General features: G+C 66.5%; 10 protein-coding genes. 3 read left to right on the plus strand and 7 right to left on the minus strand.

The window, feature by feature from the left end:
• Nucleotides 1–169: 169 nt before the first annotated feature.
• The 7 genes from ACWELQ_RS22145 to ACWELQ_RS22175 all read right to left on the minus strand — a co-directional run bounded on the left by ACWELQ_RS22145 (nucleotide 170) and on the right by ACWELQ_RS22175 (nucleotide 7,773).
• A complete protein-coding gene (locus tag ACWELQ_RS22145) occupies nucleotides 170–706 on the minus strand; it encodes a YceI family protein (RefSeq protein WP_452398949.1) in 537 nt (178 codons plus the stop codon).
• A gap of 69 nt (nucleotides 707–775) precedes the next feature.
• The gene (gene bluB, locus ACWELQ_RS22150; protein WP_452398957.1) at nucleotides 776–1,408 is read right to left on the minus strand and encodes a 5,6-dimethylbenzimidazole synthase; all 633 of its coding nucleotides are present in this window, start codon (nucleotides 1,406–1,408) and stop codon (nucleotides 776–778) included.
• A gap of 123 nt (nucleotides 1,409–1,531) precedes the next feature.
• Nucleotides 1,532–2,785 (minus strand): fatty acid desaturase family protein, encoded by a 1,254-nt coding sequence (locus tag ACWELQ_RS22155; RefSeq protein WP_452398950.1) that lies wholly within the window; start codon nucleotides 2,783–2,785, stop codon nucleotides 1,532–1,534.
• A 95-nt stretch (nucleotides 2,786–2,880) separates the two neighbouring features.
• Complete coding sequence (locus ACWELQ_RS22160) at nucleotides 2,881–4,383, minus strand: fatty acid desaturase family protein (protein ID WP_452398951.1); 1,503 nt, start codon at nucleotides 4,381–4,383, stop codon at nucleotides 2,881–2,883.
• A 98-nt stretch (nucleotides 4,384–4,481) separates the two neighbouring features.
• Complete coding sequence (locus tag ACWELQ_RS22165) at nucleotides 4,482–5,645, minus strand: ferredoxin reductase (RefSeq protein ID WP_452398952.1); 1,164 nt, start codon at nucleotides 5,643–5,645, stop codon at nucleotides 4,482–4,484.
• A 123-nt stretch (nucleotides 5,646–5,768) separates the two neighbouring features.
• Nucleotides 5,769–6,299: a DUF6912 family protein gene (locus tag ACWELQ_RS22170; protein WP_452398958.1), complete on the minus strand. Its 531-nt coding sequence runs from the start codon at nucleotides 6,297–6,299 to the stop codon at nucleotides 5,769–5,771.
• A 52-nt stretch (nucleotides 6,300–6,351) separates the two neighbouring features.
• Nucleotides 6,352–7,773 (minus strand): WS/DGAT/MGAT family O-acyltransferase, encoded by a 1,422-nt coding sequence (locus ACWELQ_RS22175; protein WP_452398953.1) that lies wholly within the window; start codon nucleotides 7,771–7,773, stop codon nucleotides 6,352–6,354.
• Nucleotides 7,774–8,179: 406 nt separating this feature from the next.
• Here ACWELQ_RS22175 and secA point away from each other — a divergent pair, with 406 nt between their 5' ends.
• The 3 genes from secA to ACWELQ_RS22190 all read left to right on the plus strand — a co-directional run.
• Nucleotides 8,180–11,011 (plus strand): preprotein translocase subunit SecA, encoded by a 2,832-nt coding sequence (secA, locus tag ACWELQ_RS22180; RefSeq protein WP_452398954.1) that lies wholly within the window; start codon nucleotides 8,180–8,182, stop codon nucleotides 11,009–11,011.
• Between the two features lie 232 nt (nucleotides 11,012–11,243).
• Entirely contained in the window at nucleotides 11,244–11,483 is a 240-nt protein-coding gene (locus tag ACWELQ_RS22185; RefSeq protein WP_452398955.1) for a hypothetical protein, read from the plus strand.
• Nucleotides 11,484–11,810: 327 nt separating this feature from the next.
• A partial coding sequence (locus ACWELQ_RS22190) for an AAA family ATPase (RefSeq protein ID WP_452398956.1) occupies nucleotides 11,811–12,082 on the plus strand: 272 nt, incomplete at its 3' end.

Consider the following 12,082-nt stretch of genomic DNA (forward strand, 5'->3'; position numbering starts at 1 on the left):
GCGGGCACCGTGATCGGTGGCGTCGTCGGTTTCGCCGCTGGTGAAGCCATTCCGGTCGCCGTCGGTGCCGCCGGTGGCGCGCTGGTCGGCGCGGGTGTCGGCGCCGCCATCGGAGCGGGCGTCGGTTACGCCCAGTCCCCGCAGCACTGAGACAGTCACGAGGCGTCGATCAGGCCGGTTCGCTCAGCTGGATCCCGAGATCCAGGGTGAGCAACCGGCCGATCATGCCTCCGAAGGAGGGGCCGACACCGTAGTCGGTGCGATCCAGGCTGCCCGTCGCGGTGAAGACCAGCGATTGGCGGCCGGTCGCGGGATTGGGCCGAAGGTCCTGCCAGGTCGCGGTGAGGGCGAGCGGACGGACCTGATCGCCGAACGCGACTTCGCCGGGCACCTCGAAGAATTCGCCGACCCGGATCGCTCCGAGCGAGCGGAAGGTCATGGTCGGGCGGTTCGCCACATCCAGGAAATCGGCGTGCCGGACGTGGTCGTCGCGCTTGGTGTTGCCGGTGTGGAACGAGTCGAGGTGGATGGTGGCCTCGACGGTCGCCGCGCCGGAGCCGTCCACGGTGAATCCGGCGTCGAAACGCTGGAATTGGCCGCGCACGCGGAGAAAGCCGAAGTTGCGCAACGAGAATCCGACGGTGGAATTCGTGGCGTCGAGGGTCCAGAGGCCGGGGGTGAGGGAGAGGCCGGTCGAAGTCGTCATGAAGTCGACTGTGGTCCGTTTACCGGTCGACAACCAGACCGGCTCTATCCGGGGACTGCCGGTCCGTGGCTAGATCTCCGCGCGCGGCGTGAACTGTCCCCAGTGGATGGCGGATTCGAGCGGGCGGCGGGTGCGCCAGCCGAATCGTTCCAGGTCGGGCACGCGCTGGAACTCGTGGACCGGGCCGACACACAGCCAGGCCACCGGCTTCACGCCCGCCGGGAGGTCGAGCAGATCGACCAGGAACGGCTCGTCGTAGAAACTCACCCAGCCCACGCCCACGCCCTCGGCGGTGGCGGCCAGCCACAGGTTCTGAATCGCCAGGATGGTCGAGTAGATGCCGGTCTCCGGCACGGTCGCCCGGCCCAGCACGTGGGTGCCGCCGCGGGACTGATTGTGCGTCACCACGATTCCGGTGCCGCTCTCGACAATGCCCTCGATCTTGATCGGATTGAAGGTCTCCGCCCGGTCGGCGGGCAGCGCGGCCCCGAATTGCTGCCGCTTCTCCGCGACGTGATCGGCGAATTTGCTCAGCATGGCCGGATCGCGCAGCACCACGAAGTCCCAGGGCATGGAATTGCCGACGCTGGGTGCGCGGTGGGCGGCCTCGAGAATGCGCAGCAGGGTGGCGTCCTCGACCACCTCACCGGTGAATTCGGCGCGGACATCACGGCGCAGGCGGATCGCGTCGTAGACGCTCAGACATTCGGGGGTACTACAGGGACCTTCGGAACACACGGCCTCCAGTGAACACGACGCCCCCGCCGGGATTCCGGCGGGGGCGTTCGCGGTAATGCCGTGCTCAGCGGGCCAGGCCCGGAGTGGTCAGCTCGCCATCGCGGGCTGCTTGCGGCGCGAGAGCTTGCGGCCGCCCTCCGCCAGCGCGGTGCGCAGGCCGCGACGACGACCGGTCATCGGATCGATGGTGGACTCACCGCCGAAGACCTTCTCCGACTTGGTTTCCGGAGCGTCATCGGTGCCGCGGCGCAGGTACTTGTTCGGCAGCGACAGCTTCATGATGGTGCGCCACGACTTGGCGTACTGCACCGGCAGCGAACCGGTGGTGTAGGGCAGGTCGTACTTCTCGCACAGGGCGCGCACCCGGACCGCGATGTCCTTCAGTCGGTTCGACGGAATGTTCGGGTACAGGTGGTGCTCGATCTGGTGCGAGAGGTTGCCGGTCATGAAGTGCATGAGCGGGCCGCCGGAGATGTTGGCGGAGCCCAGCATCTGCCGCAGGTACCACTCGGCCTGGGTCTCGCTGTCGCAGTCGGACTTGGTGAACTTCTCCGCGCCGTCCGGGAAGTGGCCGCAGAAGATGACCGCGTTGGTCCACACATTGCGGACCACGTTGGCGGCCAGATTGGCGGTCAGCGTGCCCAGGAAGGCCGGGCCGGTGAGCAGCGGGAAGATCAGGTAGTCCTTGGCGGCCTGCTTGCCGATCTTCTTCAGAACGGTCTTGCGGTCCTCTTCGAACTGGCGGCGCTCGGGCGAATCCGCGGCCCACTTCTTCTTGGCGACCTTGCCGAGCTCCAGATGCTGGATGGCGACACCGTATTCGAAGAACATCTGCAGCAGCAGGTTGTAGACCGGCTGCCCCAGGTAGAACGGGGACCAGCGCTGATCGCGGGTGACGCGCAGCAGGCCGTAGCCGATGTCGTCGTCCATGCCCAGCACATTGGTGTACTTGTGGTGCAGGAAGTTGTGGGTGATCTTCCAGTGTTCGGAGGGACCGGCGTTGTCCCATTCCCACTTGGTCGAGTGGATTTCCGGATCGTTCATCCAGTCCCACTGCCCGTGCATCACATTGTGGCCGATCTCCATGTTCTCGATGATCTTGGCGGTGCCGAGCAGCGCCACGCCGGCCAGCCAGGCCGGCGGGAAGAGACTAGCGAAAAGCACTGCGCGGCCACTGATCTCGAGGCCGCGCTGGAGACGGATCACATTGCGGATGTAACGGGCATCCTGCTGCCCCAGGGAGGATTCGACCTCGCGGCGGATGGCGTCTAGCTCCGCCCCGATCGCTTCGACATCCTCCGGGGTGAGGTGCGCGTATTCCTTGACATCCGAGATCGCCATGGCGGTTACAGTACCGTAAGTTACGGTCCCGTAGGTTGGCGAGGAATGAATCTCTACTGTGTCGAATACCGCGTTGTGTTCGCTACTCGACTCTGCTAGCGATTGCGGCGAAGGTTACGCGAAAACCAACCGCCCCGTTGGGCTTTCTCGGAAAGCAGCGCCTTTTCCACGCGCGCCTTTTCCTGCAACGCCGCCTTGGCCTCGCGCAACACCTGCTTCTCGTGCGCGGCCTTCTCCTTCAGCACCACTTTGGCTTCCTGCAACGCCGAACGCAGGCCACGCCGCTCACCCGTCAGCGGATCCACGCCCCACGACGGCTGATGCTCGGCCAGCCACTCGCTCGCGCTGTGCTCGTTGAGCCACTCGCCACGGTGCTCGTTGAGCCATTCACCGCCGTGCTCGGCCAGCCATTCACCGCTGTTCAGCGTGGGCAGCGACGGCAGGGTGATGCCCGCGAATTTGCGCTCGGACGAGGTCTCGGGCGCGTCGTCGGAGGTGCGCTTGAGCCACTGGTCCGGCAGCGCCAGCTTGTGAATCGTGCGGAACGCCAACAGGTATTGCTTGAGCAGCGAACCGGTCGTGTAGGGCAGGTCGTACTTGTCGCACAATTCCTGCACCTTCACCGACACCTCCCGGTACCGATTGCTCGGAATGTCCGGGAACAGGTGATGCTCGATCTGGTAGCTGAGATTGCCGCTCATGAACGCCATCGCCGGACCGGAATCGAAATTCGCGCTGCCCAGCATCTGCCGCAGGTACCACTCGCCCTGCGTCTCGTTCTCGAACTGGTCCTCGGTGAATTTCTCGGCGCCGTCGGGGAAGTGGCCACAGAAGATCACCGCGTATGCCCAGAGATTGCGCACCAGGTTCGCGGTGGCATTCGCCTTCAGCGTCGACTTCCAGGCCGGACCGGTCAGCGCCGGATAGATCACGAAATCCTTGGCGACCTGCCTACCGGCCTTGCGCCAGAACGCCTTGTTGGGTTCGTTGACAATGTGCTTCGGCGGGAAGAACTCGCTGGGCGGAATGCCCATCTGCTCCTTGGTGGCCGCCAGATCGTGCAGGGCGATACCCCACTCGAACAGGGCCGCCAGGAACAGATTCGCCACCGGCTGGGCCAGGTTGATCGGCTTCCACTCCTCGTCGCGCGTCATGCGCAGGATGCCGAAGCCCAGATCGTCATCCATGTCGAGGATGTTGGTGTACATGTGGTGCGAATAGTTGTGGGCGGCCTTCCACTGCGCGGAAGTGCCCGTCATGTCCCATTCCCACGTGGTGGAGTGGATCTCCGGGTCGTTCATCCAATCCCACTGCCCGTGGCTGATGTTGTGCCCGAGCTCCATGTTCTCGATGATCTTGGCGACCGACAGCAGGGCGGTGCCGGTCAGCCAGGCCCAGCGCTTCTTGGACGCGAACAGCGTGGCACGGCCCGCCGCTTCCAGAATCCGTTGTGCCGCAATGGTGCGACGGATGTATTTTGCATCCTTCTCACCGAGCGACAGCTCCACGTCACGGCGAATCGTGTCGAGCTCATGCCCAAGCGATTCGATATCGGCCGCCGAGAGATGGGCGAACGCCTTGATATCGGTGATAGCCACCGGCGGTCCTTCCGTATTTGATCTGCCGTGCGCCCCCCGCAGTAATTGCTATCGAGGGTAGCGGTTCTCGCGCGCCGCGGCCGCAGCCGGTGCGGGCGTCACACCTCGATCGTGCAGTCGCCCGCGGCGGCCGAGATGCAGGTCTGGATCTTGTCGCCCGCGCGGTGCTCCTTGCCGTTGCGCAGATCCCGCACGTGACCCTCGGTGACGGTCACCACACAGGTCTGGCAGATGCCCATGCGGCAGCCGAACGGCATCTGCACGCCGGCGTCCTCACCGGCCTGCAGCAGTGTGGTCGCGCCGTCCACCTCGATGGACTTGCCGGCCTTGGCGAAGGTGACATTGCCGCCCTCGGCGGTCGCGTTGCGCTCGATTTCGAAGCGCTCGACGTGCAGCTTGTCGGCCAGATCGGCGGCGGCCCAATGCTTCTCGATCTCGTCGAGCATGGGCAGCGGGCCGCAGGCCCAGACCTCGCGCTCGCGCCAGTCCGGGCACACCTCGTCCAGTTCGGCGAGCGCGAACTTGCCCTTCTCGCCGGTCAGGTGCAGGTGGGCGGTGAAACCCGGTCGGCGGTCGTGCAATTCGCGCAGCTCGTCACCGAACATGACGTCGTCGGGGGTGCGCGCGGAGTGGATGTGCAGCACATCGGCGACCGAATCGCGGCGATCCATGGTGCGCAGCATGGCCATCACGGGGGTGATGCCCGAGCCCGCGGTCAGGAACAGCACCTTGGCCGGGGTCGGCTCCGGCAGCACGAAACCGCCCTGCGGGGCCGCCAGGCGCACGATGGTCCCCTCCGGCACGCCGGAGACGATGTGGCTGGACAGGAAGCCCTCCGGCATCGCCTTCACGGCGATGGAGATGAGCCGCTTGCCCTTGTGCCCGGGTTCGCCGGTCCAATCCGGCGGGCAGGTCAGCGAATACGAGCGCCAGTGCCAGCGGCCGTCCACCAGCACGCCGATGCCGATGTACTGGCCGGGCGCGAACTTGAAGTCGAAGCCCCAGCCCGGCTTGATCACCAGGGTGGCCGAATCGGCGGTCTCCTTGCGCACCTCCACGATCCGGCCGCGCAGCTCGCGCGCCGACCAGAGCGGGTTGATCAGGTGCGCGTAATCGTCGGGCAGCAGCGGGGTGGTGATGCGGGCGGCCGCGCCCCGCAGCGTGTCGAGCGGAGTCCGTCCGGCGGTGCTGCCTTCGGCCACCGGGGCCTCCAGCCAATTCCGCAGTCCTCGCACGGAGAATCCACCACTCTTCGATGCCATATCCGGGAACGCTTCCTGTCGTCGTGCACGCTGATCAGCGCGTCGTCGCGCTTGTCGCCGTGTGATCGGCGACCGTCACAGCTAGGTTACGGCATCGTAGGTTACGGAGGTGGAGCCAGCTTGCTACAGCAGCTCGAGCAGGAACGGAAGCTCCTGCGCGGCGTACCAGGCGAGCTGGTGGTCCTCGGCGTCGCCTAGGACGAACTCGGCGTCGGTGTCGCCCATGTCGGCGGCGTCGATCACGCCGACGGCCTTGGAGACCTCGGACTCGGCCTCCGCCAGGTCCACGTGGATGGACGCGATGCGGTCGTAGGGGATCGCGGCGGAGAGGCGGACCACGGCGTCGTCGAGATCGGGGCGCAGGGTGGCGCCGTCCACGTCGGCGGCGATGACCGCGCGGCGGAAGATGGGACCGGCGGGGGCGGAGTCGGATTCGTCACCGGCGTCCTCGCCGCCGCGATCGGCGCGCAGATCCGCGGCCTCCTGCTCCTGGGCCAGCAGTCGCAGCGAGGCGCGCGCGGCCTCGGCCATGGCCACCTCGGCCAGTTCCTCGTCGTCGCCGGAGGCGTACGCCTCGCGCAGCGCGGGCGTCACCGCGAAGGCGGTGTCGTTGAGCGCGCGAATCTCGCGGTCGGCGACCAGTTCCCGCAACATCGGCACCGTGGCCGGGACATAGACCCGTAGCTTCTTGGATACGGCGGACGACTCACTGGACGCAGGCACCGAGCATCTCCTCCATCGACTCGTGCACCGAAGCGGTCAGCACCGCGATATCGGCCATGGCGTCGCGATCGGCCGTGAGCCCGTAGAACACTCGTCCGTCGTAGGACGTGAGACCGATGCTCAAAGCCTGAAAGCGCAGCAACGGCGACACCGGGTACATCTCCAGCATCCGCGCGCCGCCGATGTACATGGCCTGCTGCGGACCCGGCGCGTTGGTGATCACCAGATTGAACGTGTGCTCTGCAAAAGTACTCGCCGAGCGCACGCTCATCGCATGCAGGCTCGCCGGAGCGAACCCGGCCATGTGCACCAGGGTCCGGGCCCGCACCCCGCGCTGATGGCGGGCGTGCGCCTCGGTGGCGTGCTTGATGTGCTCCATGCGGATCACCGGATTCGGTTCGCCCACCGGCAGATCCAGCAGCAGCGAGGTGACCTCCCCGGCCGGTTTGAGCTCGCCGTTCGGGCCGTCGGCGTACACCGACATGGGCACCACAGCGCGCAGTTGGTCGGCCTCGGTGAGCACCTGCCCGCGCGAGAGCAGCCAGTTGCGCAGCGCGCCCGTCACCACCGCGAGGATCACGTCGTTGATGGAGCAGTCGAACCGCTTGCGGATCTTGCGGTAGTCCTCGAGATCGGTGCGCACCACCTCGAAGCGGCGATTGCGGGAGGTGCGCGTGTTCAGGGGACTGTCGGGTGCGCCGATGGCCGCGGTGCGGACCATGGACACCAGCTTCGCGACCGCCTTGCCGGTGGCGTCGACCATGGCGAACGCCTCCGCCATGTGATGACGGGCGACCTCCAGACCCTCGCGCGGCTGGGTTGCCAGGTGCAGCACCGCGCCAACCAGGAGTTCGAGATCGGCCGGTTCGCGATGCGCGATCCAGGCGTCGTCGGCGACCTCGCGCGGGGCGGTCGAGGTGTCCAGGATCACATGCCCGATCTCGAGCGCGCCGTCCCCGTCGACCAGGGCGGAATGGGTCTTGGTGAAGACCGCGCAGCGGCCCTCGGACAGGCCCTCGACCAGGTACATCTCCCACAGCGGGCGGGTGTGGTCGAGCGGGCGCGACGCCAGCCGCGCCACCAGGTCCAGCAGCTGTTCGTCGGTGCCCGGCTCGGGCAGCGCGGAGCGGCGGATGTGATAGGTGATGTCGAAGTGGCCGTCGTCCACCCATACCGGGCGGCCCAGCGCGAACGGGATCTCCCGCACTTTGCGGCGGTAGAGCGGGACCAGCGGCAGCCGCGACTCGACCAGCGACACCAGGCGCTCGTAATCCAGCGGACCGCTCCCGGAATTCCCGGTCGGCGCGGGATTGCGCAGGATGGCCAGGGAGCCGATATGCATCGGGTTGCTACTGGATTCCAACCGGTAGAACGACGCGTCCTGCGGCGTCAGTCTGGTGATCACGCTGCCCGCTACTCCCTTGTCCCTGCCTTCGCCCGCGGAAGTTCCCCCTGCCGAGGCGTCGGCTGTCCGACGGTGTACACCGTCTGGAAGGCAAGCTATCGCAATCCGATCACCTGGGGGAATGGATGGGCGGCACTGCCCGAGCCGGACCCCCTACATGGTACGGCAGGGGGTGTGAAACAGCCTCGTACGCAAGGGCATTCGCTGAGTGGTCGCTGGCGCGTCGACGGCGGTTCCGGCAACCCGCATTTCACAGCTTCCCCTCAGCGGGCGGTCCATCCCCCGCGCACTTCAGCACCTATGCTGGGCTGCGGATTACCATGGCTTAAAGATTGCGCGCCCGCGCGCGATGTTCCCTGCCTTGGTGGGGGCTACCGACAACACCGACCAGAGGACTACAAGACCCGTGCCTGCGCTGAGTTTTTCAAGGTTGCTACGGATTGGTGAGGGTCGCACGGTCAAGCGGCTCGCGAGTCTCGCGGATGAGGTCATCGCCCTCGACGAGGAGTACACCGCGCTCTCGGACGCCGAACTCCAGGCCAAGACCGCGGAGTTCAAGGAACGCTACGCAGACGGCGAGAGCCTCGACGAACTGCTGCTCGAGGCCTTCGCGACCGCGCGGGAGGCGTCGTGGCGGGTGCTCAACCAGAAGCACTACAAGGTGCAGATCATGGGCGGCGGCGCCCTGCACATCGGCAATGTCGCGGAGATGAAGACCGGTGAGGGCAAGACCCTGACCTGTGTGCTGCCCGCCTACCTCAACGCGCTGTCCGGCGAGGGCGTGCACGTCGTCACCGTCAACGACTACCTGGCCAAGCGCGACGCCGAGTGGATGGGCCGCGTGCACCGCTTCCTCGGTCTCGAGGTCGGCGTGATCCTCGGCGGCATGACCCCCGCCGAGCGCCGCGACGCCTACGCCGCGGACATCACCTACGGCACGAACAACGAGTTCGGCTTCGACTACCTGCGCGACAACATGACCCACTCGCTCGACGATCTGGTGCAGCGCGGGCACAACTTCGCCATCGTCGACGAGGTCGACTCGATCCTCATCGACGAGGCCCGCACCCCGCTGATCATCTCGGGCCCGGCCGACGCCTCCTCGAAGTGGTACGCGGAGTTCGCGCGCATCGCGCCGCTGCTGAAGAAGGACCTGCACTACGAGGTCGACATCAAGAAGCGCACCATTGGCGTGCACGAGGCCGGTGTCGAATTCGTCGAGGACCAGCTGGGCATCGACAACCTCTACGAGGCCGCGAACTCGCCGCTGGTGAGCTACCTGAACAACGCCATCAAGGCCAAGGAGCTCTACACCAAGGACAAGGACTACATCGTCCGCTCCGGCGAGGTCATCATCGTCGACGAGTTCACCGGCCGAATCCTGGTGGGCCGCCGCTACAACGAGGGCATGCACCAGGCGATCGAGGCCAAGGAAGGCGTCGAGATCCAGCCGGAGAACCAGACGCTGGCCACGATCACGCTGCAGAACTACTTCCGCCTGTACGACAAGCTGTCGGGCATGACCGGTACCGCCGAGACCGAGGCGGCCGAGCTGCACCAGACCTACGGCCTGGGCGTGGTGCCGATCCCGACCAACAAGCCGATGATCCGCCAGGACCAGTCCGACCTGATCTACAAGACCGAAGAGGCCAAGTACGTCGCGGTCGCCGACGACATCCAGGAGAAGCACGAGCAGGGTCAGCCGGTCCTGGTCGGCACCACCTCGGTCGAGCGCTCGGAGTACCTGTCGAAGCTGCTGACCAAGCGCGGCATTCCGCACAACGTGCTCAACGCCAAGTTCCACGAGCAGGAAGCGCAGATCGTCGCCGAGGCCGGTCGCCCGGGCGCGGTCACCGTCGCCACCAATATGGCCGGTCGCGGTACCGACGTCGTGCTGGGCGGTAACCCGGACATCATCGCCGACATCCTGCTGCGCCGGCAGGGCCTGGATCCGGTGGAGACCCCGGAAGAGTACGAGGCCCAGTGGCATCCGACCCTGGACCGGGTCAAGGAGCAGGTCGACGAGGACGCCGAGGCCGTGCGCGACGCGGGCGGTCTGTACGTGCTGGGCACCGAACGCCACGAATCGCGGCGCATCGACAACCAGCTGCGCGGTCGTTCCGGCCGACAGGGCGACCCGGGCGAGTCCCGCTTCTACCTGTCGCTGGGTGACGAGCTGATGCGGCGCTTCAACGGCGCGGCGCTCGAGTCGATCATGACCCGCCTGAACCTGCCCGACGATGTGCCGATCGAGGCCAAGATGGTCTCGCGCGCCATCAAGTCCGCGCAGACCCAGGTCGAGCAGCAGAACTACGAGATCCGCAAGAACGTCCTCAAGTACGACGAGGTCATGAACCAGCAGCGCAAGGTGATCTACGCCGAGCGCGCCCGCATCCTCAACGGCGAGGACATGGAGGGCCAGGTGCAGGAGATGATCACCGACGTGATCACCGCCTACGTCACCGGCGCCACCGCCGAGGGCTATGTCGAGGACTGGGATCTGGAGAAGCTGTGGGGTGCGCTGAAGACGCTGTACCCCATCGGGATCGCGTACAAGGATCTCACCGGCGAGAACGAGTCCGGCGAGGTCGGCGAGCTGTCCCGCGAGGAGCTGCTGGACGCCGTGCTGGACGACGCGCACGCGGCCTACGAGAACCGTGAGTCCGAGATCGACGGGCTCGCCGGCGAGGGCAGCATGCGCAACCTCGAACGTCAGATCCTGCTGAGCGTGCTGGACCGCAAGTGGCGCGAGCACCTCTACGAGATGGACTACCTCAAGGAGGGCATCGGCCTGCGCGCCATGGCGCAGCGCGACCCGCTGGTCGAGTACCAACGCGAGGGCTTCGACATGTTCGCGGCCATGCTCGAGGGCCTGAAGGAGGAGTCGGTCGGCTTCCTGTTCAACCTCCAGGTCGAGGTGCAGCAGCCGCAGCCGATGGGCGTGGCCGCGGGCCTGCAGTCGCCGGTCGGCAACCGTCCGCTCCCGACCGAGGAGGACGCGGCCGCCGGTAACGGCAACGCGGCTCCGGCGGCCTTGCGCGCCAAGGGCATCGACGAGTCCGGCCCGCGCGGCCTGTCCTACTCCGGTCCCGACGAGGGCGGCCACGCCGCCATTCGCAGCGACAGCGACGAGTACGGCAACGAGGACGGCCAGGGCGGCACCCGCCGCGAGCGCCGCGAGGCGGCCCGCTCGCAGGGCAAGCAGGATCGCGCCCCGCGCACCAAGCGCCGGCACTAGCGAGATGGGTTGAGGGCGTTGGGGTTACCACCCCGGCGCCCTCGCTCGTTTCCGGACCATGCGCGACCCCAACCCTTCTCATCCACGTGCCCCGGGTGTTCACACCCGGGGCACGTGTTTTCCCTTGTGTACCAGCATGTATGGGCTGGTCATGAAACGGTCACGATCACTGCGATCAAATGGTTCCAGTCCGGTCGCCGAGGGGTGGCCGAGCAGGAAGGGAATCACGATAATGCGCAAGACTCTCGCTGTGACCGCCATGGCCCTGGGCATCGCCGGTTTCGGTGTCGCCACCGCGCACGCCGAGTCCTACTTCGGCGGTAACTACGCCACCCAGGACGGGTGTGTCGCCGACGGCTCGAAGGGCTCCTGGACCACCCCGGACGGCCGGCAGATCGACGGCGGCCAGGGCTGGCAGTACAGCTGCGATCCGCAGGCCGACGGCACGTTCAACCTGACCCTGTTCCGCTGATCCGGTTCTGCTGACGCAAGGTCACGGTCCGAGCGCTCCCGGCGAATTCGCCGGGAGCGCTTTCGTTTTCGCCGCGGTGGGCGGCCGGTGTGGTGAATCCCCAATGGGGATAGCGCAATTCGCGATGCGACTACTCTCCGGTAATCTTATTTGAGTTCATTTCACTTCGGGTTCGCCTCGGGGCGGGCATTGATATCGCCGCAAGTCGCCTGCGCGTTAATTGAATTCGACCGGTCTGATTTGTGATTTGCGTCATTCGAGGACATTTTGTGCCAGTTCTCGGGGGCGACTTGGTTGCAGGCTATTAGCTCGTCTAAGTTTCGGTATGTGTGGGAGGACCGAAAGTTGTACGGGCGGGAACGCGAAGAAATCAGATTGGCGGGTGTTCTCGCGGCGTCACGGTCGGGGCGGGGTACCGGGGTGGTGCTGTGCGGAGATCCGGGCATCGGCAAGTCCGCGCTGTTGCGCGCGGCCGTCGCCCGCGCCACCGACTTCCGGGTGCTGCGCTGCCAGGGCATTCGCACCGAATCCGAATTGCGCTACGCGGCGCTGCACGAATTGCTGCTCCCGGTCGCCGCCCGGGTGGGCACGCTGCCGCC

It is taken from the genome of Nocardia sp. NPDC004722 (assembly GCF_053601505.1).

What these genes read in the sequence shown, in the direction of transcription:
- ACWELQ_RS22145 (WP_452398949.1), bottom strand. Translation starts at nt 706, where the DNA reads ATGACGACTTCGACCGGCCTCTCCCTCACCCCCGGCCTCTGGACCCTC.
- ACWELQ_RS22155 (WP_452398950.1), bottom strand. Translation starts at nt 2,785, where the DNA reads ATGGCGATCTCGGATGTCAAGGAATACGCGCACCTCACCCCGGAGGAT.
- ACWELQ_RS22165 (WP_452398952.1), bottom strand. Translation starts at nt 5,645, where the DNA reads ATGGCATCGAAGAGTGGTGGATTCTCCGTGCGAGGACTGCGGAATTGG.
- ACWELQ_RS22170 (WP_452398958.1), bottom strand. Translation starts at nt 6,299, where the DNA reads ATGTTGCGGGAACTGGTCGCCGACCGCGAGATTCGCGCGCTCAACGAC.
- ACWELQ_RS22185 (WP_452398955.1), top strand. Translation starts at nt 11,244, where the DNA reads ATGCGCAAGACTCTCGCTGTGACCGCCATGGCCCTGGGCATCGCCGGT.